Source organism: Pseudochelatococcus contaminans (genome assembly GCF_014195635.1).
Lineage (GTDB): Bacteria > Pseudomonadota > Alphaproteobacteria > Rhizobiales > Beijerinckiaceae > Pseudochelatococcus > Pseudochelatococcus contaminans.
On sequence record NZ_JACICC010000012.1, the window covers coordinates 19,146 to 43,740 of the forward strand.

General features: G+C 64.1%; 25 protein-coding genes and 2 pseudogenes. 14 read left to right on the top strand and 13 right to left on the bottom strand.

Annotated features, from left to right (window positions below; genetic code table 11):
- Window positions 1–178: 178 nt before the first annotated feature.
- From FHS81_RS15925 to FHS81_RS15945, 5 genes are all read right to left on the bottom strand, one after another.
- The gene (locus FHS81_RS15925) at window positions 179–1,123 is read right to left on the bottom strand and encodes a zinc metalloprotease HtpX (protein WP_036751092.1); all 945 of its coding nucleotides are present in this window, start codon (window positions 1,121–1,123) and stop codon (window positions 179–181) included.
- Window positions 1,120–1,551: a phosphate-starvation-inducible PsiE family protein gene (locus FHS81_RS15930; protein WP_183754600.1), complete on the bottom strand. Its 432-nt coding sequence runs from the start codon at window positions 1,549–1,551 to the stop codon at window positions 1,120–1,122. The genes FHS81_RS15925 and FHS81_RS15930 overlap by 4 nt, the downstream gene beginning before the upstream one ends.
- Before the next feature lie 163 nt (window positions 1,552–1,714).
- Window positions 1,715–2,206, bottom strand: a complete 492-nt coding sequence (locus FHS81_RS15935; protein ID WP_086466662.1) for an Hsp20/alpha crystallin family protein — start codon at window positions 2,204–2,206, stop codon at window positions 1,715–1,717.
- Between the two features lie 20 nt (window positions 2,207–2,226).
- Window positions 2,227–2,625: an Hsp20/alpha crystallin family protein gene (locus FHS81_RS15940; RefSeq protein WP_183754602.1), complete on the bottom strand. Its 399-nt coding sequence runs from the start codon at window positions 2,623–2,625 to the stop codon at window positions 2,227–2,229.
- A 14-nt stretch (window positions 2,626–2,639) separates the two neighbouring features.
- Window positions 2,640–3,065, bottom strand: coding sequence for an Hsp20/alpha crystallin family protein (locus tag FHS81_RS15945; RefSeq protein ID WP_183754604.1), 426 nt, complete (start codon window positions 3,063–3,065; stop codon window positions 2,640–2,642).
- Between the two features lie 202 nt (window positions 3,066–3,267).
- Between FHS81_RS15945 and FHS81_RS15950 the strand changes: the two genes are divergently transcribed.
- The 10 genes and pseudogenes from FHS81_RS15950 (at window position 3,268) to FHS81_RS15995 (ending at window position 13,943) form a co-directional block, all read left to right on the top strand.
- A complete protein-coding gene (locus FHS81_RS15950) occupies window positions 3,268–3,699 on the top strand; it encodes a MarR family winged helix-turn-helix transcriptional regulator (RefSeq protein ID WP_183754606.1) in 432 nt (143 codons plus the stop codon).
- 14 nt (window positions 3,700–3,713) lie between these two features.
- Window positions 3,714–5,546, top strand: a complete 1,833-nt coding sequence (ftsH, locus tag FHS81_RS15955; RefSeq protein ID WP_183754608.1) for an ATP-dependent zinc metalloprotease FtsH — start codon at window positions 3,714–3,716, stop codon at window positions 5,544–5,546.
- Between the two features lie 63 nt (window positions 5,547–5,609).
- The gene (locus FHS81_RS15960; protein WP_183754610.1) at window positions 5,610–8,516 is read left to right on the top strand and encodes an ATP-dependent Clp protease ATP-binding subunit; all 2,907 of its coding nucleotides are present in this window, start codon (window positions 5,610–5,612) and stop codon (window positions 8,514–8,516) included.
- A gap of 78 nt (window positions 8,517–8,594) precedes the next feature.
- On the top strand, window positions 8,595–9,731 hold the full coding sequence (locus FHS81_RS15965) for an RNA polymerase sigma factor (protein ID WP_183754612.1): 1,137 nt from the start codon (window positions 8,595–8,597) through the stop codon (window positions 9,729–9,731).
- Between the two features lie 50 nt (window positions 9,732–9,781).
- Window positions 9,782–10,303, top strand: a complete 522-nt coding sequence (locus FHS81_RS15970) for an NADH dehydrogenase ubiquinone Fe-S protein 4 (protein ID WP_183754614.1) — start codon at window positions 9,782–9,784, stop codon at window positions 10,301–10,303.
- A gap of 36 nt (window positions 10,304–10,339) precedes the next feature.
- Window positions 10,340–11,092: a rhomboid family intramembrane serine protease gene (locus tag FHS81_RS15975; RefSeq protein WP_183754616.1), complete on the top strand. Its 753-nt coding sequence runs from the start codon at window positions 10,340–10,342 to the stop codon at window positions 11,090–11,092.
- Window positions 11,083–11,925, top strand: coding sequence for an SDH family Clp fold serine proteinase (locus tag FHS81_RS15980; protein ID WP_028035865.1), 843 nt, complete (start codon window positions 11,083–11,085; stop codon window positions 11,923–11,925). The genes FHS81_RS15975 and FHS81_RS15980 overlap by 10 nt, the downstream gene beginning before the upstream one ends.
- A 52-nt stretch (window positions 11,926–11,977) precedes the next feature.
- Window positions 11,978–12,400, top strand: a complete 423-nt coding sequence (gene trxC / locus FHS81_RS15985; RefSeq protein ID WP_183754619.1) for a thioredoxin TrxC — start codon at window positions 11,978–11,980, stop codon at window positions 12,398–12,400.
- A gap of 48 nt (window positions 12,401–12,448) precedes the next feature.
- Window positions 12,449–13,593, top strand: a pseudogene (locus FHS81_RS15990) (cation:proton antiporter domain-containing protein).
- A gap of 188 nt (window positions 13,594–13,781) precedes the next feature.
- Window positions 13,782–13,943, top strand: coding sequence for a hypothetical protein (locus FHS81_RS15995; protein WP_183754621.1), 162 nt, complete (start codon window positions 13,782–13,784; stop codon window positions 13,941–13,943).
- A 93-nt stretch (window positions 13,944–14,036) separates the two neighbouring features.
- Here FHS81_RS15995 and FHS81_RS16000 read toward each other — a convergent pair whose 3' ends face one another.
- The 7 genes and pseudogenes from FHS81_RS16000 to FHS81_RS16030 form a co-directional block, all read right to left on the bottom strand.
- Window positions 14,037–14,585 carry a YcbK family protein gene (locus tag FHS81_RS16000; protein WP_183754623.1) on the bottom strand — a complete coding sequence of 183 codons (549 nt, stop codon included), beginning with the start codon at window positions 14,583–14,585 and terminating at the stop codon, window positions 14,037–14,039.
- A gap of 49 nt (window positions 14,586–14,634) precedes the next feature.
- Window positions 14,635–14,847 (bottom strand): annotated as a pseudogene (locus tag FHS81_RS16005) (acetate/propionate family kinase); the annotation flags it as partial.
- Between the two features lie 119 nt (window positions 14,848–14,966).
- Window positions 14,967–15,344 (bottom strand): hypothetical protein, encoded by a 378-nt coding sequence (locus FHS81_RS16010; RefSeq protein ID WP_160787801.1) that lies wholly within the window; start codon window positions 15,342–15,344, stop codon window positions 14,967–14,969.
- A 14-nt stretch (window positions 15,345–15,358) separates the two neighbouring features.
- A complete protein-coding gene (locus tag FHS81_RS16015) occupies window positions 15,359–16,048 on the bottom strand; it encodes an ABC transporter ATP-binding protein (protein ID WP_183754625.1) in 690 nt (229 codons plus the stop codon).
- Between the two features lies 1 nt (window position 16,049).
- Entirely contained in the window at window positions 16,050–17,183 is a 1,134-nt protein-coding gene (locus tag FHS81_RS16020; protein WP_009450593.1) for an ABC transporter permease, read from the bottom strand.
- Window positions 17,180–18,325, bottom strand: a complete 1,146-nt coding sequence (locus tag FHS81_RS16025; protein WP_246375069.1) for an efflux RND transporter periplasmic adaptor subunit — start codon at window positions 18,323–18,325, stop codon at window positions 17,180–17,182. Before FHS81_RS16025 ends, FHS81_RS16020 begins: the two co-directional genes overlap by 4 nt.
- Before the next feature lie 3 nt (window positions 18,326–18,328).
- A complete protein-coding gene (locus FHS81_RS16030) occupies window positions 18,329–18,925 on the bottom strand; it encodes a TetR/AcrR family transcriptional regulator (RefSeq protein ID WP_183754627.1) in 597 nt (198 codons plus the stop codon).
- A gap of 150 nt (window positions 18,926–19,075) precedes the next feature.
- On the opposite strand from FHS81_RS16030, the gene FHS81_RS16035 reads away from it, so the two are divergent.
- The 4 genes from FHS81_RS16035 to FHS81_RS16050 all read left to right on the top strand — a co-directional run bounded on the left by FHS81_RS16035 (window position 19,076) and on the right by FHS81_RS16050 (window position 23,767).
- Entirely contained in the window at window positions 19,076–19,999 is a 924-nt protein-coding gene (locus FHS81_RS16035) for a LysR family transcriptional regulator (protein WP_183754629.1), read from the top strand.
- 185 nt (window positions 20,000–20,184) lie between these two features.
- Entirely contained in the window at window positions 20,185–21,420 is a 1,236-nt protein-coding gene (gene chrA / locus FHS81_RS16040; RefSeq protein ID WP_009450587.1) for a chromate efflux transporter, read from the top strand.
- A 116-nt stretch (window positions 21,421–21,536) separates the two neighbouring features.
- Window positions 21,537–23,498, top strand: coding sequence for a heavy metal translocating P-type ATPase (locus FHS81_RS16045; protein WP_183754631.1), 1,962 nt, complete (start codon window positions 21,537–21,539; stop codon window positions 23,496–23,498).
- Window positions 23,499–23,533: 35 nt separating this feature from the next.
- Window positions 23,534–23,767 carry a hypothetical protein gene (locus FHS81_RS16050; RefSeq protein WP_137390480.1) on the top strand — a complete coding sequence of 78 codons (234 nt, stop codon included), beginning with the start codon at window positions 23,534–23,536 and terminating at the stop codon, window positions 23,765–23,767.
- On the opposite strand, the gene FHS81_RS16055 is transcribed toward FHS81_RS16050, so the two are convergent.
- Window positions 23,758–24,537, bottom strand: coding sequence for an acetoin reductase (locus FHS81_RS16055; RefSeq protein ID WP_137390479.1), 780 nt, complete (start codon window positions 24,535–24,537; stop codon window positions 23,758–23,760). The genes FHS81_RS16050 and FHS81_RS16055 overlap by 10 nt on opposite strands.
- Between the last annotated feature and the right edge of the window lie 58 nt (window positions 24,538–24,595).

A 24,595-nucleotide genomic window follows, 5' to 3' on the forward strand; every position in this document is an offset into this window, starting at 1 on the left:
AGCAAAAAACACCCTATTGAGGACGCCGGTAGCCACCAAAGGAGGAAAGTCGGCGGGAATCGGCGTTCCCGGTTTTTACCAAAGTGGCGGAGGGGATGGGTCTGAAAGACAACCTTCTCCACTGATTTACTTTACAAAGCAATGACTTACGTGCGTTTCCGTCAGCCGTCCGGCTGCCTTACCAATAAAATCCGAAGGACCTGAACCGCGGTTGAGCCTGTGGCGACGTCAGTGCGGGCATCGCGTGCCCGGCCATCGGCGGGACGGAAAGCGTTCGGCTGGGGGCCAGCGCGCGGAGCCTCGCGATCCGGCTTTCCACCGGCGGATGCGTCCGCAGCAGCGAGGGTTCGGGGATGCGTCTGCCGGGCAGGAAGATGTCCTCCCAGAACCGGCCGACGCGGCGCTCGAGCTTGCCGAGCGCGCCGATCAACCCCTCGGGGTCGCCGGTCAGGTCCGCCGCCACCCGGTCTGCATCGTATTCGCGGGTGCGCGACAGCCCGAGCTGGATCAGCGCCATCAGCGTGGGCGCGAAGATCAGGAGCACCACGACCGACCAGGGCACATGGACCATGCCCGCCATCACGAGCGGCAGGTTCACCAGCACAAGCAACTGTCCCATCCAGCTTGCCAGCGACACCAGCCGCGACATCACATCTGCGAGCCCCATGATCCAGAGGTCGCGATGGGCGATGTGGCCGATCTCGTGCGCGAGGACGCTGGCAAGTTCGCGGCCGTCGAGGATCTCGAGCAGCCCGTCGGTGACGCAGATCGTGCTGTCCTCGGGGCTGCCCATGGCAAAGGCGTTCGGCAGCCGGCTCGGGACGCGATAAAGCGCCGGGGTGCGCGGCAGGCCGGCGCGGCGCGCGAGCTCGGCAAGTGCTGCGATGAGACCGGGGGCCTCGCGCCCCGTCAGACGCTGGGCGCGATAGGCCGACAGCAGCATTCGTCGGGACAGGTCGGGGGCCAGAAACAGGCCGGCGACCATGCCGAGCGCGACGAGCAGCCCCGTTCCGGGCCCCAGGATCACGGTGACCGAAACCCAGGCGAGCGCCGCCATGAGTCCGAGCAGCAGCGCCGATTGCACGAGATTGAGCAGACGGTGGCGGGCGGAGGTCGCGGTCATGTCGTCGTACGGTCTCCGAGTTCGCGCCGGTCCTGATCGCGCACCAGCCAGTGGACAGCGCCCAGTGCAAGCGCTGCGGCGGCGAGTGCGGCAATCTTTGCCGGCTCCGTCTCGCCGAGGTCCAGGATGATGAATTTGCGCGCGATGGCGAGGAGCGCGATCAGCACGACCGTGCGGACTTGGAGGATCCCGAAGCTGCGTTCGGTCGCAACAAGAAGGGAGCGCTTGAACTCGAGCGCGATCACCACGGTGAAGATCATGCCGAACACCACCTGGAAGGTGGCGTAATCGAGAGTGTCGAATGCCCCCAGAACCAGGCGGTTCACGACTTCGCGCATCAGCGCCCAGACCGACGCCACGACGATCGCCGCAATGATGACGCTGAGGACGAAGATGACAACTTGCTCGAACTTCTCGTAGAGCGTCATCGCCGACCATTGTTCACGGGTCAGCCCGGATCATTGCAAGTCTTTCATGATTGCCTCTCGAAGGCCGCCCCGGAGAGACAAGCTCCCCGGGGCTTCTCCAGACGGTGCGATATCGCAAGGAGCGGAGGGGACGCCGCAAACCGGCGACACCCAATGTGGCAAATCAGCCGTTCTTGACCTCGATGCGCTTGACCTTCGCCTGCGCCTCGGGAGTCTGGGGCAGCTTGATCGTCAGAACCCCGTTCTTGAAGGATGCCTGCGCCTTTTCGCCATCCACACCGGGAGGGAGCGGAATTGTCCGGTAGATCGCGCCGTAGCTGCGCTCGGACAGGTAATACCCCTTTTTCTCCTCCTGGCGCTCGATCTTCTTCTCCCCCTTCACAGTCAACATGTCATCGTTGACCGTCACCTCGATGTCCTTCATCTCCATGCCCGGCAGCTCGATCGATACTTCGATCGCCTTGTCGGTCTCGACCACGTCGGATTTCGCTTCGCCGCTGCCAAAGGGCCATTCGAAATGACCGACACGGTTCCAGAAGTTCTCGAACACATGGTTCATTTCGCGCTGGAGTGTCGCGATCGGGTTGTCTTCGCTGCTCTTGGCATCTGGCGCGCCGTCCTTGCGCGCCCAGGGGATGAGGTCTTTGATCTGCATGATATGGTCTCCTTCGGTTTTCAGGCGCCCTTGACGGCGATCTTTTTCGGCTGCGCTTCAGGGGCTCGGGGGAGCGTCAGGGTGAGGACACCTCCACGCATCTCGGCTTCGATCCTGTTGGGGTCGAAGTCCTCGGAAAGCGTGAAGGCACGCTCGAAATCGCCCTCGCTATATTCGGCATAGGCAAGTTCGAGGTTTTCCGGCCGCACCGGGTCAACTTTGCCGCGGATCGTCAACACACGATTTTCGAGCGTGATTTCGACCGCATCGGCGGCGACCCCAGGCATTTCAAGCATCATGGAGACACCCTGATCGGTCTCGACGATATCGGTCAACGGGCGGTAGATGCGTCCGCCGCCGGTGGTCTCGGGCGAGTCGGTCGGCGTCTTTTCGGCGGCTTGCGTGATGTCGGTGCTCATCGTTCCAGCTCCTCTCAGGCTGCCTTGATCTCGATTTTCTTCGGCTTTTCTTCCTCGGGCCGGGAGATGACGATCCGCAATACGCCGTTCGTCATCCTCGCCTCGACCTTGTCATCCGAGGCCGCGACCGGCAGGCGGATAGTGCGGGAAAACCTGCCGAAACCGCGTTCGTTGCGGTGCCAGCGCGCACCGTCGGGAACCTCGGGCGCCTTGCGTTCGCCCGAAAGCGTCAGGACGTTGTCCTTAACCGAAATCTCAATGTCGCCCGGTTCGATGCCGGGAAGTTCAGCGGCGATGGCAACGGCCTCAGGGCCTTGCCAGACATTCACCGCCGGGAACGCCGCGCGGGCCGGCGGCCAGAAACCGCGGTCGAGATCGCGCATCATGGAGCGCATCAGCGCAAAGGGATCGCTGCGGCGCAGATATGTCGGGTAGAGCATTACTGGCCTCCTGTTGCTGATCGATGCCCCCGAACCGTCGGCATGGAGGGACCGGGCAACGGTGCCGGCCGGATGTGGGTTCGGAGACCGCCCATCAAGATAGGCGGTTCCATTTATTATGCAAGCATATATGATGCGTGCATTGCACTTTGGATGGAGTGCGGTCTATCCTGTGTCTCATGCAACCGGAGGAAGGATACCTATGATCTCTACGGACATCGCGCTGATCGGGACGACGATCCACCGGGTCGCGCAGCTCATCCAGCAGCGGATCGACCAAGACATCCGCGACAGCGGCCTGACCCGCCTGTCCTGGATGGCGGCGGCGCATGTCGAGGATGCGCCCGGGCTGACCATCGGCGATCTGGCCGACCGACTTGATGTCGGCCCGGCCACTGCGGGCCAGCTCGTCGATCGCATGGTCCGGGGCGGCTGGGTCGAGCGGTCGCCCTCGCTCGACGACAGGCGGTCGCAGATCGTCACCGCAACGTCGAAGGCCCGGGCGATGCTGGAGGAACTCGCGCCGCGGCAATCGGCGCTCGAACATGAAATCCTGCAGGATCTGTCGGCAGACGAAAGGCGCATCCTGCTGGCGCTGCTCGAGCGGATCAGGGCGCGGCTCGGGCGCCAGTGAAAGGGACAAACAGCATGGAAAGGAAGACCGAATATAACATCTGGTACTGGGTGGTGGCTTTCATAGCCGTGCTTTTCATCCAGAACCTGATCGCCGGCTGGCAATCCGTCGCACCGATCAGCTACAGCCAGTTCGAGAGCTATCTCGAGGATGGCAGGGTCGCGTCCGTCGCGGTCGGCGCGGACACCATCACCGGCACCTTCACCGACCCCGTCGACGGCAAGAGCCAGTTCGTCACCACGGTCGTGGATCCCGCGATCCTGCAGCGGATCGACCGCTCCGGCGTCGAGATCACGGGCGTTCCTCAGAACACCTTTCTCGGCACGCTGATTTCCTGGGTGGCGCCAGCGCTTGTCTTCTTCGGAATCTGGATGCTGCTGTTCCGTAAGTTCGCCGACAAACAGGGTTTCGGCGGGTTCATGCAGGTCGGCCGCAGCAAGGCCAAAGTTTACATGGAAAAGGAAACCGGCGTCAGTTTCGCTGACGTGGCCGGCGTGGACGAGGCCAAGGCCGAGTTGGAGGAGGTCGTGGAGTTCCTCAAGAACCCGGCCGAATACGGAAAGCTGGGCGCACATATCCCCAAAGGCATATTGCTCGTTGGGCCGCCGGGCACCGGCAAGACGCTTCTGGCGCGCGCGGTGGCAGGCGAGGCCGGCGTGACCTTCTTTTCGATCTCGGGCTCAGAGTTCGTCGAGATGTTCGTGGGCGTCGGTGCCGCACGGGTGCGCGACCTCTTCGAGCAGGCCCGGAAATCCGCCCCGGCAATCATCTTCATCGACGAACTCGACGCTCTTGGGAGGGCGCGCTCCTCGGGCCAGATCGCCGGTGGCCATGATGAGCGTGAGCAGACGCTGAACCAGCTTCTGACCGAGCTCGACGGCTTCGACCCTTCAGTGGGCATCGTGCTCCTGGCCGCCACCAACCGACCCGAGATCCTCGACCCCGCGCTGCTGCGTGCGGGACGCTTCGACCGTCAGGTGCTGGTGGACCGGCCCGACAAGAGGGGGCGTGTGCAGATCTTGAACGTGCACATGAAGAAAGTGACGCTCGCCCCAGACGTCGATGCCGAGAAGGTCGCAGCGCTTACTCCCGGCTTTTCCGGCGCGGATCTTGCCAATCTCGTCAACGAGGCAGCATTGCTCGCCACGCGCCGCAAGGCTGATGCGGTGACGATGGACGACTTCAACAATGCCGTCGAGCGCATCATCGCGGGGTTGGAAAAGAAGAACCGCGTGCTCAATCCGCGCGAACGCGAGATCGTGGCGCACCACGAGATGGGGCACGCGCTGGTGGCGATGGCTCTGCCGGGGGTGGACCCGGTGCACAAGGTCTCGATCATACCGCGCGGGATTGGCGCGCTCGGTTACACCATCCAGCGCCCGACCGAGGACCGCTTCCTGATGACGCGGGAGGAACTCGAGAACAAGATCGCAGTCCTGCTTGGCGGGCGCGCGGCAGAGAAGATCATCTACGATCATGTCTCGACTGGGGCGGCGGACGATCTGGTCAAGGCGACCGACATCGCCCGCGCCATGGTCGCGCGGTACGGGATGGACGAAGACCTCGGGCATGTCAGCTACGACACCGATCGGCCCGGCTTTCTCGGCACCGGCGATCAGGCGTCCTGGCTCAACCGCCGCTACAGCGAGGCCACGGCCGAGCGAATGGACCTAAAGGTGCGCGACATCGTGGATGGCGTGTTCAAGCGCACCCTCACCCTTCTTGAAACCAATCTGGATCTTCTCGAGCAATCGGCGCAGGATCTCCTGCAACGAGAGACACTGGACGAGCCCGATCTTGTGGCAATTGGGTCCAAGGTGAAGAGAACGGAAGCGGTCGCTGCGTGACACTGTCACTGGCGCAGATGATCTGCGAACAACCCTGACTGGATAGAGAAACGGAGAAGACGAATGGCAAACGGAGCTTGCGATATTTGCGGTCGCCCGGCGACGGCGCGCGTGCGCGCCTCGGTGAACGGCAGGGTTCAGAACATAGAGCTGTGCGATCAGCACTACCGCGAAATGGCGCGCCGGTCGGGTCGCAGCGCCTCGCCGCTGGAGTCCCTGTTCGGACGGCGTTCCCTTCTTGACGAATTCTTCGGCGAGAGCGGTTTCGGCAGCCTCTTTGGTGACAGTCCGCTGCGAGGCGGCACGCTCGGCTCCATGGGTGATGGCGATGACGCTGTCGTCGACGCCACTTTCGGCGAGGGCGCGCCGCGGCGTGGATCGCGGCGCGGCGGCGGACGCACCATCGCCGACCGGCTGAGCGAACAGGGTAACAAGCTGCTGCAGGATGCCGCACAGAAGACCGGGGAGTTCGGGCGCAGCGAGGTCGATACCGAACATCTGCTTCTGGCACTGACCGCGTCTGACGTCGTCAAGACGATCCTGGAACAGTTCAAGGTCGATGTGGACGATCTGCGGCGCCAGATCGAGAAGGAAGCGAAGCGTGGAGACGCCAAGACGGAAGGCGAAATCGGCGTAAGTCCTCGCCTGAAGGACGCGCTGAACCGGGCCTTCATCGCCTCGAACGAACTCGGCCATTCCTATGTCGGTCCCGAGCACCTTCTGATCGGCCTTGCCGAGGAAGGTGAAGGCCTGGCCGCGTCGATCCTGCGCAAATACGGATTGACGCCGCAGGCGCTTCGCCAGCAGGTGACCAAGGTCGTGGGCAAGGGAGCCGAGGAAGGCCGCGTGGAGGCGCCTTCCAGCACGCCCGATCTCGACCAGTTCAGCCGTGACCTGACGAAGCTCGCCCGCGAGGGCAAGCTCGATCCCGTCATCGGCCGCGCCCGCGAGATCGAGACGACGATCGAAGTGCTGGCCCGCCGGAAAAAGAACAACCCGGTGCTGATCGGCGAGCCCGGCGTGGGCAAGACCGCCATCGTCGAGGGACTTGCACAACGGATCGTCGCGGGCGAAGTGCCCGAGGCGCTGCGCGACAAGCGGCTGGTCGAACTCAACATCAACTCGATGGTGGCCGGGTCGAAGTATCGCGGCGAGTTCGAGGAGCGAGTCCAGAAGATCCTCAAGGAGATCACCGAGGAGAAGGACAGCCTGATCCTGTTCATCGACGAGATCCACACCATCGTCGGCGCCGGCCAGGGCGGTGGCGAAGGTGGTCTCGACATCGCCAACACCTTCAAGCCGGCGCTGGCGCGGGGCGAGCTGAACCTGATCGGTGCGACGACGCTCAACGAGTACCAGAAATACATCGAGAAGGACGCGGCGCTCGAGCGACGGTTCCAGCCGGTTTATGTCGAGGAACCCACGATAGCTCAGGTCATCATGATCCTGCGCGGCCTGCGCGACACGCTGGAGGCGCACCACAAGGTGACGATCACCGACGAGGCCATCGTCGCGGCAGCCGAGCTTTCTGATCGCTACATCACTGGCCGCTTCATGCCCGACAAGGCGATCGACCTGATCGATCAGGCAGCCGCACGGGTGAAGATCAGCGCCACAGCGCGCCCCGTGGACGTCCAGGAGCTGGAGGCCGAAGCCGCGCAGATCAAGCGCGAGCAGGACTATGCCGCAGCCCGCAAGCAATTCGACCGGGCAGCAGAACTGAAGAAGGAGCTGGAGCAGAAGCAGAAGGAGCTGGACGAGCTTCTGGAAATCTGGAAGCGCGACCAGGCTTCGGCGACCGCCGAGGTGCGCGCCGATCACGTCGCGCAGATCGTCTCCAAGATCACCGGCGTTCCGGTCACGGAGCTGACCACCGAGGAGAAGGACAAGCTCCTCAAGCTCGAGGAGAAGCTGCACGAGCGTGTCATCGGCCAGGAAGAAGCGATCCGCGCCGTGGCCGATGCGGTGCGTCTGGCGCGTGCGGGTCTGCGCGAAGGTTCCGGTCCGACTGCGACCTTCCTGTTTCTCGGGCCAACCGGGGTTGGCAAGACGGAACTGGCCAAGACGCTCGCCGAGGTGATCTTCGGCGACCAGGATGCGATGATCCGTATCGACATGTCGGAGTATGGCGAGCGCCACTCGGTTGCCCGGCTGGTTGGCGCACCTCCGGGCTATGTCGGATACGACGAAGGCGGGCAGCTGACGGAGAAGGTGCGCCGTCGGCCCTACTCGGTCGTGCTCCTCGACGAGATCGAAAAGGCGCATCCGGATGTCTACAACATCCTGCTTCAGGTGTTCGACGATGGCCGCCTGACAGATGGCAAGGGCCGCGTGGTGGACTTCACTAACACCATCATCATCGCCACCTCGAACCTCGGTTCGGACATCATCCAGCGCAACCTCACGAAACGCGGCAGCAGGGAGTTCGACGAGGCCAAGCAGAAATCCGAACTGATGGAGGTGTTGCGCGGTCATTTCCGGCCAGAGTTCATCAACCGGATCGACGAGATCATCGTCTTCCATTCGCTGAATCAGTCGGAGATCCGCCAGATCGTCGAGTTGCAGCTCAACCGGGTGAAGCGGACCGCCCTTACCCAGGGCGTCGAACTCGAACTCGATGTGAGCGTCGTGGATCACTTCGGCGCGGTCGGCTTCCGTCCCGAATTCGGTGCCCGCGAGCTACGCCGGCTGATCCGGTCGGAGCTGGAGACCGAGTTGGCTCGCGAACTGCTCTCGGGGCGGATCGAGGATGGCGACAAGGTCCGCGTCGCCTGGTCAGCGGACGAACAGAAGGTCGTGTTCGAAAAGATCGCAAGGGACACCGGTGACGACAGCCCGGACGATCCGGCCCAAGCCGGGATCGGCGAGTCCAGCGCAGTTGCCGAAAACAAGGCGGACGCTCCGACGCCCGATGTCCCAGTCGACGCCAATGATAAGGGGCAGTCCAAGGGCGATAAGTCTACCGGATGACGTCGTGAAGGACTGGCCGGCGCGATGACGGTCGCGCCGGCTCATTTCGTCAAAAAGCGACAAGCAAGGTCATACGGCATGGAAGTCATCAGAGCATTTCGCAATCTCGACCGGCACGGCCAACAGCGCGCGCCTGAGGTCATCGAGGAAGAGGTGCGGCAACTTGAACCGCATCTTGTACGCTTCCGCGAGGATCTCGTCCGGCTCGAAGTCGTCGCCTCCCAGACGAGCGGCAAGACGCGCATCCAGGTCAGCCTGCGCCTGCAACTGCCCTCGGGCGTGATCGCGGCACAGGAAGAGGGGTTCGTGATCGAGCCTGTCCTGCGCAAGGCCTTTGCCGACCTGCGCCAGCGGGTTGACCGGCATGTGGCGCGCCTCAAGCACGAGTCTGAATACAAACGTCCCGCCCGCCGGCGCCGGATCGGCGCCCCGCTGCCGTCCGCGCGGGATGCGGCGGAAGCGGACCGGCGCCAACTCTTCTTCGACCTGATCGAGGATCATCTCGATACGGTCTACGATACCGTCAGGCGCGAGTTGACCTATCTCGAGTGTAGCGGGTCTGTGCCGGCTGGCTACCTGAGCGTTGGCGATATCGTCGATGCGACGATCCTCAACGGGCTCAACCGCTTCGAGCGGCGGCCGACCGAATTCTCCGTCCGGGACTGGCTGACGCAACTGGCCTTCGAGACCATCGAGGCCGAGGCGCAGGCTGCGCGCCGCGCGGTGCCCGAGGATGCCGCCTCGATCGACGCGGCGCCCGAGGCGGCGGCCGGGGAGCCTACCGAGTCGGATGAGGAGATGTTCGAGTTCTACCAGCCCGACGACGTGCTGCTGCTCGAGGAACTCGTCGCCGACGACGGTGGGGACGACCCCGAAACGGCGGTCGCTAAACGGCAGGACGCACTGCTCTTGCACCGGGCGATCGCCGGTCTTCCGGCGCTATGGCGCAGGGTCCTGTTTCTTGTCGATCTGAACGACACCCCGCTTGAAAAGGCCTCCTCGGTTCTCGGCATTCCCGAAGACGACGTGACCCGGATCGTGCAGTCGGCGCGCGATTATCTTCGCGATAAACTGCGTGACTCAGGTCAGTCCGATACCGCACATGCATTTTTTGAGAGTGCTCATCAGAGAAGGTTACGAATTCCACAGCCCCTGCGGGATCGCGCTCGGCTGGAACGCGCTTTTCTGGGGGACAACCGAGGGGAAGCACCATGATGCGCGGACACAATCGTCCACCCTTTCCGCCGACGATACCCGGGACCACCATGAGGTCTTGGGACGTTCCGACCGCGATCATTTACCGGCCGGCTCGTTCCGCGATGACGTCGGCGCCGCGGCCCAACTACTGGATACTGGAATTCGAGCCGTCTCGGCCCCTGCAGGTCGAGCCGCTGATGGGATATACCTCCAGCAACGATCCCTACCGTTCGATCCGGCTGAAATTTCCCGACCGCGAAAGCGCCGTGGAATTCGCGGAGCGGCAGGACTGGCGCTATTTCGTGCGTGAGGACGTGGCTCACCGGCATGCGCCTGACCGCTGGCGGGGAGAGGAGCGGCATCGCCTCTACAAGGGAGCCGACGCCCCGAACGCCTTTCGCATACCGTCCCGCCTGGATCGGGGTCGCACGGACCGCCGACTCCGGCGCGCAGTCGATCAGGAAGGCTCGGTGGACCTGTCGTCGCAAGAACAGGCGGAATTCGATCCAGTTATCGAAGCCAGTCTTGAATCCTTCCCGGCCTCCGATCCCCCAGCCTGGACGGGCGTGACGATCGCCGGGAAAAAATAATGAACGGAATGGCCAGCGCGAGCGAGGATCTGCCGCTTGTTTCCCTACCTTGACAGCGTCGCGCGCCGCTACCCGCCCGTCATCGTATGGGCGGTCATCGGCATGAACGTCCTCGCGTTCCTCTATCAGATCAGCCTGCCTCCGCGCGTGCTGGACCGGTTCCTGTTCGAGTTCGCGCTGGTGCCCTCGCGCTTCTTCGGGCAACTGAGCCTCGTCGCCCCGTCCGACTGGACCCCGTTCCTGACCAACATCTTCCTGCACGGGGGCTGGCTGCACCTCATCTTGAACATGTGGACGCTCTGGATCTTCGGCCCCGCCGTCGAAGATCGGCTCGGACCGGGTAGATTCACGCTGTTCTATCTGTTCTGTGGTGTGGCGGCCGGACTGGCTCACGCGCTGGCGAACCCCGACTCAGTCGTTCCCGCGCTTGGCGCATCGGGGGCGATCGCGGGCGTGATCGGTTGCTACGCACGCATGTTTCCGGCGGCTCGGCTGGTGGTGATCGTGCCGATTCTGTTCATTCCCCTCTTCTTCGAAGTGCGCGCGGTCATTTTCGCGATGATCTGGTTCTTCATGCAGGTCGTTCCCGGTTTCCTATCGCTCGGCAGCGATCCGGCCACGGGCGGGGTTGCCTGGTGGGCGCATATCGGCGGGTTTCTCGCCGGTTGGCTTGTAACGCCACTCCTGCGAAGGCGCGCCGACGTCTATCGCCACTATTATCGCGACGAGGGCATCTATGGCTTTCTGCCGGATGGCCGACGGGAAGGAGGACAAGGTCCATGGACATAATGCAGCTTTTCTGGCTGTTCTTCATCATTTCGGCGCTGCAGCCGGTTCTGCAGCGCAGATATCTTGAGGCGATGCGCGCACGCAAGATCGCCAGTATCGAGAAGAAGCGTGCCAGTCGCGTCATCCTGCTGATCCATCGGCAGGAGACGATGAACCTGCTGGGATTCCCCCTGATGCGCTACATCGACGTCAATGACTCGGAGGAAGTCCTGCGCGCGATCCAGATGACCGACGATGAAGTGCCACTCGACATCGTGCTGCATACACCGGGCGGCCTTGTGCTGGCGGCAACCCAGATCGCTCGGGCCATTCAGGGCCACAAGGGCAAGGTCACCGTGTTCGTGCCGCATTACGCGATGTCGGGCGGCACGTTGATCGCGCTTGCCGCCGACGAGATCGTGATGTGCGAGCATTCCGTGCTGGGACCCGTCGATCCGCAACTTGGCCAGTTGCCTGCTGCCTCGCTCCTCAAGGTCGTCGCCGAGAAGCCCATCGCCGAGATCGACGACCAGACCCTGATCATGGCCGATGTCGGTCGCAAGGCCATTGCGCAGATCGAGGCATTCGCGAAACGTCTGCTGTCCGACAAGATGGACGAGAACCGCGCGGCGGCGCTGGCGGCGAAGCTGGCGACGGGCACCTGGACCCACGACTATCCCATCTCTGCCGATGAGGCCCGCGACATGGGCCTGCCCGTTGGAACGGACATGCCCAAGGAAATACTGGAGCTGATGACGCTCTATCCGCAGCCGGTTCGGCGCCAGGGCGGTGGCGTGGAATACCTGCCCGAGCCGCGGCAGCGAGAGGCGCGCCGCGCCATATCCACGCGCTGAACGCTTGCATCATTCGGCCGCCGAGCCCGGCTCGTCAACGAAAGGATACAGGATGCCCACGGTCGCTTGCCTGCAGTGCAATTCCACCAACAGGGTGCCGCAAGAGCGCCTGAGCGACAACCCCAATTGCGGACGCTGCGGCGCGCCTCTCTTTCAAGGCATGCCCGTCACGCTCACCGCGGCTAATTTTGACCGCCATGCGAATGCCGAACTGCCAATGCTGGTCGATTTCTGGGCCGAGTGGTGCGGGCCGTGCAAGATGATGGCGCCCCAGTTCGAGGCGGCGGCGCGCTCGCTCGAACCCCATGTCCGCCTGGGCAAGCTCGACACCGAGGCCGAACAGCAGATTGCCGGCCGCTACGGGATCCGCGGCATTCCCACCATGATCCTGTTCAGGAGCGGCAAGGAAATCGCGAGGACGAGCGGTGCAATGCCTGCCGCGCAGATAGCGCAGTGGGCGCGCTCGCACGTCTAGAGGTTACAGGTAGCGGCCTTCCCTGCGCCATGCCATCAGGAGAAGAACATGCATGGCGTGACCGGATTTGTCGAGAGTGCGGCCTTGTTGGTCTTTGCCGCGTTCGTGCTCGTGACGATATGTTCACGGATTGGCGTGCCCAGCATTGTCGGTTACATTCTTGCCGGTATAGTCATTGGACCCGCCGGCCTCGGCCTGATCGCCGAAAACGCTGCCCTTAGCAGCATTGGCGAGATCGGAGTGGTGCTGCTGCTGTTCGCGCTTGGCCTGGAATTCTCGTTCGAGAAGCTCGTAAGGCTCAGGAAGCATGTCTTCGGTCTTGGAGCCGTGCAGGTTGCAGTCACGACGATAACGGTGTCGTTGATAGCGAGTCTGATCTTCGATCTCGCGCCCGTCCCCGCAATCCTCATCGGCGGGGCCGTTGCCATGTCATCCACGGCCATGTGCCTCAAGGTGCTCGCAAGCGCGAACGCTCTGGGATCGGCCCAAGGACGCCTGGCCATTGCGGTGCTTCTGTTTCAAGACTTGGCAGCTGTCGCATTCCTTCTTCTGCACGATTCGATGAGTGGAGCCGCCGAAGGGTATGGCGTGATAACGGTCGTCGCCAGTGCAACGGCATTGGTTGCAGCTCTGTTCATTGCCCGTGGCCCGTTGCAGTTGCTGGCCCGTTGGGTAGCGTCGCGTGGCGATCCGGAACTTGCCCAGCTTCTCGCGCTCACCATTGCACTAGGGTCTGCGATTGTCGCGGCCACCGCCGGCCTTTCTCCGGCACTCGCCGCATTCGCGCCGGCATGATCATCGGCGAGGGCGACGCGCGCCATGCTGTCGAGAACGAGATTCAGCCCTTCCGCGATTTGTTTGTCGGGATATTCTTCGTCGGCATCGGAACGCAATTGCCACTTTGGATCATTCCATCTGCATGGCCTGTCGTACTGACTTGGCTCGCGATCACGTTCGCGGGCAAGACGCTGATCGTTTTGGTCGTCGCCCGAATATTCGGCGAGTCGCTTCAGACCTCATGGCGGACTGGGATCATCCTGGCCCATGGAGGAGAATTCAGCCTGATGCTGCTGTCGGTTTCCTCGACATCGGGCATTGTTGCAGAGGAATTCGCTGGTCCTTTACTCCTCGCGATTGGCATGAGCATGCTGGCCGGGAGTGTTATGGTCAGATGGGCGGGGCTAAAGGTTTAGTGTGGTCAACATCAAGACAACTATATTTCTCAGATTACTGAGAGCACGCCCGAGCCTGATCCCGCATGACGCTGTAGTCGGAGAGCATTTCGGCGATTGCCGACCCATCCGGCAGCAGATCGAGCTCGTCGGCTGCGCGCGCCTGGAGCTCTCGGCTATACTCAACAACCGGCGGACAGACGGTAGCCGTGCGAGGTTCAGAAGTGGCCGTCGCGCAGGCGGTCAGCGAGATCGCTGCGATCACGAGGACGGCGAACTGCCGCGTCGAGCATCTGGCGTTGGATGTCATTGACCTTCTCCGAGGTTTCGAGGCGTTCGGCGAGCCGGCCAGCACGCTCGCCGGAGCGTGAGCAGGAACAGGAGCACCGCGAGTGCGATGGCGCCGTAGCGCAGGGCCGCCCGCATCCACGGGGCGGCGGCGATCCCGGTGAACAGAGCGGCGATCATCGACCCCCCCGCTTCCAGTCGTCGATGCGGGCGTAGATCGTCACGGCAAGACCCGCGAGCGCCGCAGCGATGAACACCCAGCGCAGGGTGTCGAGATAGGGGACGAGCGGCAGGATCGCGGTCTGGGTTTCCGCCAGGACGTTCTGCGCCACCTCGACGCCAGCCGCACCCAGCGTCGCCACACCGGCGGCACCGCTGGCCTTCATTGTCCGGCTTTCGGCCAGCACTTCCCTTGCGGGCGGCGTTTCCGCTGCGAATGCCACCGTTCGCACCGGGAAGCGCTCGCCCCACTGACGCGCCGGGCCGAGGTCGACGTGGATGAAGCCCGAGCGCGGGTAGAAGCCGAAACCGAGGAACCCGACCTCCCGCGCCGCGGCCTCGAACGCCACCGGGTCGTGGTTCGTCATGGCGATGTCGAAGGCGGCGCCGTCCATGTGCTTCGACCGGGTCGCGCCGCCGACAGCGCGGTTGTGCTCGGGGCTGCGATAGGCGGAGCGGACGATCAGCGGCTTGCCAAGCCGGTCGCGCAGCACCCGCGCCGCCATGGACGATCCTGTGCCCGACAGCGTCGATTGCGTCGAGCCCGAAACGCTTCAGCGCGGCCGGAACCCCTTTCAGCGCTTCGCTGGGACTATCGAATTCGACCGCACCCCGCTCGTCGGTTTCTCCATGCCGAAAACGGCATTCGCATCCTCCGGCCCGAAAGCGCTCATAAGAACCCTTGAACACTTCGTGTGTTTCAGTCGTCACGCTGAAGATGCCGAACTTGAGGCTGGAACTGCCGGCGTTAAAAACAAGTACCTGCATAGTTGCCCTGTCATTTAGTGGTTAGGTTTGCCAAAGGTTAGTTCGATCTAACTTCGCCATATCGCGATACTGGACGTAGCGAATGCCTGTCGACTCGCCAGCACAGTCGTCGCGCACCACTATCGTGGCCATCGGATCTTTACCGCAACTGTCGAAATGGCAACCCAGATGCCGAGCCGCAGGACCATCGCGGCCATCGTGCGGCTCTCGTAGGCCCCGCCGCGCCAGACGTGCCAAAGGAAGAAAACGAAGACCACGGCCGTTGCCGCCGCGATACCGATGGACAGGGCAGGCGCCCAGGCCGTGCCGCGCCATAGTCCGATCCCTGCCAGCAGATAGGCGAAGCCCGCCACGAAATTGAACCACAGCACGAAGGGAACCACCGCTCCCATATCAGCGCCGCCGAAGAGCGCGCGGCCGCCCGAAATGACGGTAGCCAGGCCAAACACGATCGCCACAACTGCGGTGATAGAATGGGAAAGTGGCCTTGCGGTCATGGTGTCCTCCGGTGTCACGCGTCGGCCAGCCTGCCGTCGCGCAGGTGGACCAGGCGGTCGAAACGGTCAAAAATCTTCTCGTCATGGGTGACGGTGACGATGCAGGCTTCCTGCTCGACGGCAAGCTTGCGCAGAAGGTCCATCACCAGTCCGGCCCGCTTGCCGTCGAGCGCGGCGGTCGGTTCGTCGGCCAGGATGATGCGGGGACGGTTGGCCAGCGCCCGCGCAATGGCCACTCGCTGCGCCTCGCCACCCGACAGGAGCGCTGGCTTGGCCGCGGCGCGGTGGTCGACCTCGAGATAACCGAGCAGATCGCCGGCACGCGCGCGACCCTTCTCAACCGACCAGCCGGCGAGGTCGAGGACCACGGCGACGTTCTCCTCCGCAGTCAGGAAAGGCAAAAGGTTATGGGTCTGGAAGATGAAGCCGATCTTGTCGAGCCTGAGCCTCCTCAGGTCGCGCCGCAGCCATTGCCCGTCGAACACCGTCTCGCCGTCCAGCGTCACCTTGCCCGCCGATGGCGCCAGGATGCAGCCGATGACGTTGAGCAGCGTGGTCTTGCCCGAGCCGGAGGGGCCAAGAAGAGCGATCACCTCGCCGGCGCGAACCTGAAGGTCGACGTCGCGCAGCGCATCGACACGGGTTTCGCCGTCCCCAAAATGCTTGGCCACCTTCACGTCGATCAGGATTTCGCCGTCCGTCATGTCAGCTCCCCAGAGCCGTGGCCGGATCGACCTTCATTGCCGCCCGTACGCCAAGACCCGAGGCGGCGATGCAGACGGCGAAGATGATCCCGGCCAGCACCATCACGTTGAACGGCTCCAGCACCACCCGGCGTGGGAAATAGTCCTTCACCGTCAGGATCAGCACGAGCCCGATCCCCCAGCCTGAAGCGCCGAGGATCAGCGCCTGCTGCACGATCAGCCCGATGATGGTGCGGTCGGGCGCGCCGATCAGCTTCAGTGTAGCGATCTGCTTCAGCTTCTCCATCGTCATCGTGTAGATGATGAGCGCGATCACCACCGCTGAAACACTGAGCAGGATGCCGAGAAACAGGCCGATTTGCCGCCGCGCCAGATCGACCACCGAGGAGACCAGAATGTCCTCTTGCTCGGCTTGCGTCAGGGCCGCCAGATGTTTCCACTGCCGCACGGTCGCGGTCAGCAATTCGACATCCGCGCCCGGCGCTAACCGTGCGATCACGGCCGCGACCGAAGCGGACTTGACCGAAACGGTACCCCGCGCCGCCTGAACGCGCTGCGCTGCCGGGTCAAGCTCTGTCTGTAGCGCCATCGCGTCCGCCAGCGTGATATAGACCGCCGGATCGCCGCCCGCGTTCATTGCCCCTTCGACCAGCCCGACCACGATGAAGCGGTTGCGTCCGAGACGGATCGTCTCGCCGGTCAGAAGACCAGTCTTGCGGTCTGCCACCAGTTCGAAATGGCTTGTGCCGATGCCGCGCCCCTCGGCGATGCGCTGCGGGCCGCCGGGATGTCCCGGTTCGTAGCCGATGACGTAGAGCCGCAGCGAAGCGCCGGCATGGGCAGCCTCGATGTTCTGGAAATTGATCGCGCCGGCCTCAGTCACGCCGGGCATCCGCGCCACGGCGTCGCGCGTGGTCAGCGGGATGTTCGAGGCTTCGGCGAACGGCCCTTTAGTGCCGCTCTCGACCACCCAGACATCTGCTGCCGGCGCCTTCACCACCGCCAGCGCATCGGCGACAAGGCCGTTATAGATGCCGATCATCGACAGCACGACTGTCATCAAGAGCCCCAGCCCGAAACAGGTGAGGACGAAGCGGAACAGTCCGTGGCGTATATCCTTGAGGGCAAGGTTCATGGCGTGGTCCTGGTCCGCGCCCGCCGCCCCTCGGTCGCGCCTTGCGGTATCCGGGCGACGATGGCGGCATCGTCCGGCAGGCTGCCCGTGACTTCGACCCGGCCCCGATCGTCGCGCGCGCCGAAGGACAGTTCGACCTGCTCCAGCCGTCCGTCCCGCACCAGCCAGACCCGGCCGCGATGCCCGTCGAAACCGGTGATCGCCACCTCCGGCACCATCAGCGCACTGTTGCGGTTGCCGGTGGTGATGCGCACCTCGGCCTGCTCGCCGAGATACAGCGGTTGGGGGCAGTCTGTGCAGGTCAGCCAGATTCGGCGTTCCTCATTCACCCGGTCGCTTTCAAGCCCGATGCGGGCGATACTGCCTTGGAACTCAGCCTGCGGCTGCGAGCGCAGCCGGATCGTGCCGGGCTGGCCAAGCGCAAGCTGGCCGGCGCGCTCCTCATCGACATAGGCCTGTATCCAGACGGTTTCCGGGGCGATCAGGGTGAAGATCGGATCGCCGGCCCGTACCACCGTTCCCGCTTCGGCATGGCGCGTGACGATCACCGCGTCATAGGGTGCGCTCAGCCGATGACGGGCGAGAAGGACATTCTCCTGTTGCAGGGCTGCCGCAGCGTCCGCGCCCTGAGCACGGATCACTGCCACATCCGCCTCGGCAACCGCAAGATCGGCACGGGCCACATCCTCGTCGCGCTGCGCTTCCTCGGCGCGCTGGATCGAGGTCACATCGCGCTGCGCCAATCCCTGCTGACGCTGATTTGCCGCCTGGCGCTGCGCCAGAACGGTACTGGCACGCGCCACCGTTGCCTCGGCGCGGGCGAGGGCGGCGACATTGGCCTCGACCGCGGCGCGGGCGCGGGCGGTGCGCGCTTCCTGCTCGGCTGGATCGAGGGTCGCCAGTTCCTGCCCCCTGACTACCCGGTCCCCGACGTCGGCGGCCAGCCCGGTCAGGGCAGCCCCGACCTCGAATCCCACCCGGCTGAGAATCCGCGCCTCGACCGAACCGAGGCCGTAGATGCGCAGGGCCACATCCTGCTCGGCCTGCACCACGTTGACCGTGAGCGGCCGCTCGGTGAGGAACAGCACCCCCGCGCCCAGCACCAGAACCGCCGCCGCACCGAACATCCACCGACGCCCCATGGCCTAATCCTCCTTCGCGGCCAGAAGCCGCAATTGCACGTCAAGGAGTCGGGTCCCTTCCTCGATCAGGGAAAAGTTGCGCGCGCCGAGCGACCAGCGGATCGCCATGCCTTGCACCAGCGAGGTCAGAAGCACGGCGGCGTCCTCAGGGGCGACTTCCCGGCGCAGGGAACCGGCTGCTTGACCGCGCGCCAGTTCGGCCACGATCAGCCCCTGAAACTTCATCAGCAGGCCTCGAAAGGCCGCGCGCAAATCCTCATTGCCGACATTCAGCTCGCGCGAGAACAGCAGCATCGGCAGCGCCGGTGTGGAAACAATCTGCCCCAGTTGCGCGCCCACCAGCGCCGTGACCCGGTCGATGGGGCCATCAGTCCCAGTCATGGCCCGTTGCCAGGCTATTGCCAGTTCCCCGGCCACATGATCCGCCACGGCAAGCCACATCGCGGCCTTGGTGGGGAAATGCCGGAACAGGGCCGCCTGACTGACGCCCACGGCCGCTGCGGCAGCACCTGTCGTCACCCGATCCGGCCCGATCCGATCGGCCAGGTCGAGGACGGCCGCGACGATTTCGGCCTTGCGCAATTCCGCGGATTTTCGCATAAGGTACCTAGTAAGTGAGCAATCACATACTTAAGTGGAGCAATGATCGTGGTCAAGCTTTTCTGACGGGCAAAGCGAACGCGCGGTGTTGCAGGCAAGATGGCGACAAGCTGCCGGCAATGGGAGCAGGCTTGGAAGGGGTGATCCTTCATGGATGCACAGAACCAGAACTGGGACGATCTGCGCTTCTTTCTCGCTGTGGCCCGGGCGGGCACGCTGTCTGGCGCAGCGCGCAGCCTTGGCGTAACGCACTCGACCGTGTTTCGCCGTCTCGGCGCCTTCGAGGAACGTCTGGGCGTTCGGCTCTTCGAGCGGTTGCCGGACGGCTATGCGCTGACGGGCGCCGGAGAGGCCATGCAGGAGACCGCCGTCCGGATCGACGAGGAAATTATCGCCCTGTCGCGTCAGGTGACCGGACAGGACCAGCGCCTGAGCGGGCTTATCCGCATCACAGCTATCGATATGCTGGCGATCGGGTTATTGCCGCCGCATCTGGCGGCCTTCCATGCAGCGCAGCCAGGGATCGAATTGGAAGTGATCGTTTCGGACACTCCCCTGGACCTGACCCGACGCGAGGCCGATGTCGCACTGCGCATCGGCAACACGCCGCAGGAAACATTGGTCGGCCGGCGCGTCGGCCGACTGGCATTCGGAGCCTATGTCTCGGCGGAACGCGCCGCTCACGGACTCGATGACGATCTTGCCGGCAATGACTGGATCGGCTTCGGCCGGTCACATGGAGCGATTGGCCATCAGTTGGCGGATTGGCTGCCGACGGTGCGGCCGATTTACCGGACCAATTCGATCTCGGCTGCGATTGCCGCGGCAAGGGCCGGAATCGGCCTTGCGCCACTGCCTTGCGCCGTGGCCGACCGCACGCCCGACCTCGTCCGCATCGCCATGTTTCCGGAAGATTTCCGGCTCGATCTGTGGCTGCTGACCCATGAGGATCTGCGCAACACTGCCCGTATCCGCGCCTTCATGGATTTCATGGCCGACGCGCTCGCTGCTGACGCCGATCTTCTGGAGGGTCGCCGGCCACAGGCGGGTCCTCCCCGGACAACCACGGCATGATTCATCCGTTATCTCTCTTGCGGGGCGCGGTCCTGTGGACACCGCTTGCGATGCTGATGGAGCAACAAGGCGCGCGCTTCGGCAGTCACCAGTCTGTTCCATTGCTCCAATACAGGGACAATGTCGGATGCGTCTTCTCATAGCGCCTGGCAGGCCCCTGAAATCGCGAGCATCACGGAGACATCATGCCCGCCAATGACACGCTGAATGTTATGCCTCAGCGCCAACGACAAGGAACGCCCGGCGAGGTTCTGGCCGCCTTCCTGAAACTGGGCCTCACCTCCTTCGGTGGACCGATCGCGCATCTGGGCTATTTCCGCGAGGAATTCGTCGCCCGGCGCGGCTGGATCGAGGATCGTGGCTATGCCGATCTGGTCGCGCTATGCCAATTCCTTCCGGGACCAGCATCCAGCCAGGTCGGCTTTGCATTGGGCTTGCAGCGTGCCGGACCGGTGGGTGCGCTGGCTGCCTGGGTGGCGTTTACCTTGCCTTCCGCCCTGCTGCTGCTGTTGTTCGCGCTCGGAGCGGGGGCGTTTTCAGGCCCGCTTGGCATCGGGGTGCTCCACGGGTTGAAACTGGTGGCGGTGGCCATCGTGGCGCAGGCGGTCTGGGGGATGGCGCGCACGCTCTGCCCCGACCGCTCACGCCAGACGATCGCGCTCGCCGCCGTCCTGATGGTGGTGCTGATCGGGGGCGCGACGGGCCAGGTGGGTGCAATTCTGCTCGGTGGACTTGCCGGGCTCTGGCTTTGCCGGGACACGGCGGGAGAGACGGGTGAAGCGCTGCCCTTCCCGGTCTCGCGACAGGCGGGGATAGTCGCGCTGGCCCTGTTCTTCATCCTGATCTTCGGCCTACCGCTGGCGGCGGCGCTGTTTCCCGCGCAGGGATTGGCGGTGATCGACGCGTTCTATCGCGCCGGTGCTCTGGTATTCGGTGGCGGCCATGTGGTCCTGCCTTTGCTGGAAGCCGAAGTGGTTCGCCCGGGCTGGGTCACGCCCGATGCGTTCCTGGCCGGCTATGGCGCGGCCCAGGCGGTGCCGGGGCCGCTATTCACCTTCGCCGCCTATCTCGGCATGCTGCTCGAACCCGGCCCGAACGGGATCGCCGGCGCGACGCTCGCCCTTCTTGCGATCTTCCTGCCGGGCTTCCTGCTGCTTGTCGGCGCGCTGCCGTTCTGGAACACACTGCGCGCACGCTCCGGCGTGCGGGCGCCGATGGCAGGCGCGAACGCTGCGGTGGTCGGCATTCTGGGCGCTGCGCTCTACGATCCGCTCTGGATCAGCGCGATCGGTTCGCCCCGCGACTTTGCGCTGGCGCTGACCTGTTTCGTGGCCTTGATGAGCTGGAGATTCCCGCCCTGGCTCGTGGTGCTGATCGCGGCTGCCGGCGGCGCGATTCTGGAGGTAAGCTCAATGTCATAATGGAAAGGAATAGCGACCAGGAACCTGATCGACCGGACAGATCGCCAGCCCATCCGGCGCATCATCGCCGGTCTCCCCAGCCACTGCCGCCGTCGCGGCACAGCCAGGAACACAAATTGCAAATCGATCTTTCTTCCGACCGCTTCATGACAGCATTGACCGGCATCACGCTTGCCGGGATGGCGCTTGCAACTGTCGATGCCTTTTTGAGCCCCGGTCTATGGGGACCGGTCGGCCTCGTGCTGGTCTATCTGGCCGGTGGTGTGCCGACGGCGGTTCGGGCCCTGACCACGCTCTGGCGTGAGCGGATCCTCGACATCGATCTTTTGATGATCGTGGCAGCCCTTGCTGCCGCTGCGGTCGGCGCCGCGCTTGAAGGGGCAGTGCTGCTGACGCTGTTCAGTCTCTCAACCACGTTGGAGCAGCGGGCGATGGGCCGGGCGCGCCATGCGGTCGAGGCGCTGATGGCGCTGCGCCCCGACACCGCGCTGAGACGCGACCCAGAGGGCGCCGTCACGGAAGTTCCGGTGGGCGATCTCGTGGCCGGCGATCTGGTGGTGCTGCGGCCCGGCGCGCGGGTGCCGGCCGATGGCGAGGTGGCGGAAGGGGAAGGCTCGCTCGATGAGGCGACGATCACAGGCGAATCGATGCCGGTCGGCAAAAGCCCGGGTGCTAAGGTGTTTGAGGCCACGGTGAACCTCAACGCCGTGCTGGTGGTCCGCGTCACCCGCCCGGTCGCGGAAAGCACGGTGGCGCGGATGATCGAACTGGTGACAGAGGCACAGGCCGCACGCGCTCCGTCCGAACGGTTCAGCGCCTGGTTCGGCCAGCGCTACACCATCGCGGTGCTGGTGGGTGCGGTGCTTGCTTTGGCGATATTCCTCGCGCTTGGCTGGACGATGCAGGATGCGCTTTATCGCGCCGCGACGCTGCTTGTCGCGGCCAGCCCCTGCGCGGTGGTGATATCGGTCCCGGCCGCGATCCTCTCGGCATTGGCGGCGGCCGCGCGCGGCGGCGTGCTGTTCAAGGGCGGCGCGGCGCTGGAGACGCTGGCCGATGTCGATATCTTCGCCTTCGACAAGACCGGTACGCTGACAACAGGCAAGGCCGAGGTGACACAGGTGGTGGCGTCGGAAACGGGAGCACAGGCCGAAGAGCGGTTCCTGTCATTGATCGCGGGTCTCGAGGCGCATTCCGAACATCCAATTGCCGATGCGATCCGCCGCCACATCGACGAAAAAGGCATAACCGCCGCCGTGGTGCGCGATGTGGAAACCGTGCCCAGTGAGGGGATTACGGGGGAGGATGCCGTGGGCCCGCTCTGGGCCGGCAATCCGCGCATGGCCGCGCGCATGGGCGCATCGCTCGACGCACCCGAATTTGCGCAGCTGACGGACGGCAGCCAGACCGTGGTGTGGCTGGGGCGGGGAGATCGGGTCTATGGCGCGCTCACCGTCGCCGACCGTCCGCGCGCGACCTCGGCCGCGGGGTTGGCTGCGCTCAGAGCGGCTGGGGTGGGCACCATCGCCATGATGACCGGCGACCGGCGCTCTGTCGGCTTGCGGATCGCCGCGGAGCTCGGACTGGAAGCAAAACATGTCCATGCCGATCTGCTGCCTGAAGACAAGGTCCGGCTGGTGGGCGAACTGGCGAGGAATGGGAAAGTCGCCTTTGTCGGCGACGGGGTGAACGACGCCGCCGCGCTGGCGCGCGCCGATGTCGGCATCGCCATGGGCGCGGCGGGCAGCGATGTCGCGTTGCAGGCGGCCGATGTCGCGCTGTTGTCGGAGGACATGGCCCGGCTTGCCGCCGCGCATCGGCTGGCGCGGCGCACCCACCGGATTATCCGCCAGAATCTGATTTTCGCCATCGGCATGATGCTGCTTCTGGTCGCCTCGAGCCTGTTCTTCGCCCTGCCTCTGCCGCTCGCGGTCGTCGGACACGAAGGCGGCACGGTGCTGGTGGTGCTGAACGGCCTCAGGCTACTCGCCGACCCGATCCGGGCGCGCAGTGCGGCCTCACTGCGACGCCAATCCAACGCCGGCCCTGTAGAGCCTTCATACCAGTCAGGGGTTTGACCGGATGACGGCAATCCCGCTCGAAACGCGCGTAGATGAGGAAACCGATCGATCTTCAGCAGGTGTCGATTGCCGGTCAAGAACCTGTAGTGCGAATGGCGACCGAAGGCGGCGATGACCATGCCAAGCAACAAGAGAACAATTCTCTCCGACAAAACGCGGTTCTTCCAGACGGAACCATTCCGCTGGAGAGAAAAATTCTCACAAGGCCGTTTCCCGGTGTGGGCGCTTCTGAACGTTCGCGATTTGGCAGGCGGCTTTATCGATAGACGATACCGCCATCGGTCAGGATCGACTGTCCCGTGATGTAGTCGGAATCGGCGCCCGCGAGGAAGGCGACCAACGCTGCCACGTCCTCCGGTGTCTGCGCGCGGCCCAAAGCGATGCCCTCGACGTATTTCTTGTAGGTTTCGCCCTTCGGCGTTCCGGTGATCTCGGAAAAGCGCTCGTCGATCTCCACCCACATGTCGGTGCCGACGATGCCGGGGCAGTAGGCGTTCACCGTGATGCCCGCGCTGGCATATTCCTTGGCGGCGGCTTGCGTCAGCGCACGCACGGCGAACTTGGTTGCCGAATAGACGCCGAGCATGGCGAAGCCGTCATGTCCGGCAATCGAGCAGGCATTGATGATCTTGCCCTTCTGACCTCGATCCTTGAATTTCTGCGAAGCCGCCTGGATGCCCCAGAGCACGCCGTCGACATTGATCCGGAAGATCAGGTCCATGTCCTCGGGCGTGACGTCGGCGATCGGCTTGACCTGGGCGATGCCGGCATTGTTGACCATGACGTCGAACCCGCCGAGTTGCTTCTCTGCATGGTCGATGGCGGCGTAGACTTCGTCGCGCTTGCTGACATCGGCGACGACGGTGGCGGCCTTGCGTCCGAGCGCTTCGACTTCCTTGCGAACGGAGTCGAGCTTATCGGCCTTGACGTCGGCCAGCGCGAGATCAGCGCCTTCCTTTGCAAGCCGCAGCGCAATACCGCGTCCGATCCCTTGGCCAGCGCCGGTTACCAAAATGACTTTGCCATTCAACGACATGATTTTCTCCTACAGAAAGTCGGCCAATCCTGTGCAGCCAGCATGTTCCCTTTCCGGG

Bases quoted from the DNA above. Each gene is read 5' to 3' on its own strand.
- FHS81_RS15925 (WP_036751092.1), bottom strand. From the start codon at position 1,123: ATGACCGCGACCTCCGCCCGCCACCGTCTGCTCAATCTCGTGCAATCG.
- FHS81_RS15930 (WP_183754600.1), bottom strand. From the start codon at position 1,551: ATGACGCTCTACGAGAAGTTCGAGCAAGTTGTCATCTTCGTCCTCAGC.
- FHS81_RS15935 (WP_086466662.1), bottom strand. From the start codon at position 2,206: ATGCAGATCAAAGACCTCATCCCCTGGGCGCGCAAGGACGGCGCGCCA.
- FHS81_RS15940 (WP_183754602.1), bottom strand. From the start codon at position 2,625: ATGAGCACCGACATCACGCAAGCCGCCGAAAAGACGCCGACCGACTCG.
- FHS81_RS15945 (WP_183754604.1), bottom strand. From the start codon at position 3,065: ATGCTCTACCCGACATATCTGCGCCGCAGCGATCCCTTTGCGCTGATG.
- FHS81_RS15950 (WP_183754606.1), top strand. From the start codon at position 3,268: ATGATCTCTACGGACATCGCGCTGATCGGGACGACGATCCACCGGGTC.
- ftsH (WP_183754608.1), top strand. From the start codon at position 3,714: ATGGAAAGGAAGACCGAATATAACATCTGGTACTGGGTGGTGGCTTTC.
- FHS81_RS15960 (WP_183754610.1), top strand. From the start codon at position 5,610: ATGGCAAACGGAGCTTGCGATATTTGCGGTCGCCCGGCGACGGCGCGC.
- FHS81_RS15965 (WP_183754612.1), top strand. From the start codon at position 8,595: ATGGAAGTCATCAGAGCATTTCGCAATCTCGACCGGCACGGCCAACAG.
- FHS81_RS15970 (WP_183754614.1), top strand. From the start codon at position 9,782: ATGAGGTCTTGGGACGTTCCGACCGCGATCATTTACCGGCCGGCTCGT.
- FHS81_RS15980 (WP_028035865.1), top strand. From the start codon at position 11,083: ATGGACATAATGCAGCTTTTCTGGCTGTTCTTCATCATTTCGGCGCTG.
- trxC (WP_183754619.1), top strand. From the start codon at position 11,978: ATGCCCACGGTCGCTTGCCTGCAGTGCAATTCCACCAACAGGGTGCCG.
- FHS81_RS16000 (WP_183754623.1), bottom strand. From the start codon at position 14,585: ATGGCGGCGCGGGTGCTGCGCGACCGGCTTGGCAAGCCGCTGATCGTC.
- FHS81_RS16010 (WP_160787801.1), bottom strand. From the start codon at position 15,344: ATGACCGCAAGGCCACTTTCCCATTCTATCACCGCAGTTGTGGCGATC.
- FHS81_RS16015 (WP_183754625.1), bottom strand. From the start codon at position 16,048: ATGACGGACGGCGAAATCCTGATCGACGTGAAGGTGGCCAAGCATTTT.
- FHS81_RS16020 (WP_009450593.1), bottom strand. From the start codon at position 17,183: ATGAACCTTGCCCTCAAGGATATACGCCACGGACTGTTCCGCTTCGTC.
- FHS81_RS16025 (WP_246375069.1), bottom strand. From the start codon at position 18,325: ATGGGGCGTCGGTGGATGTTCGGTGCGGCGGCGGTTCTGGTGCTGGGC.
- FHS81_RS16030 (WP_183754627.1), bottom strand. From the start codon at position 18,925: ATGCGAAAATCCGCGGAATTGCGCAAGGCCGAAATCGTCGCGGCCGTC.
- FHS81_RS16035 (WP_183754629.1), top strand. From the start codon at position 19,076: ATGGATGCACAGAACCAGAACTGGGACGATCTGCGCTTCTTTCTCGCT.
- chrA (WP_009450587.1), top strand. From the start codon at position 20,185: ATGCCCGCCAATGACACGCTGAATGTTATGCCTCAGCGCCAACGACAA.
- FHS81_RS16050 (WP_137390480.1), top strand. From the start codon at position 23,534: ATGAGGAAACCGATCGATCTTCAGCAGGTGTCGATTGCCGGTCAAGAA.
- FHS81_RS16055 (WP_137390479.1), bottom strand. From the start codon at position 24,537: ATGTCGTTGAATGGCAAAGTCATTTTGGTAACCGGCGCTGGCCAAGGG.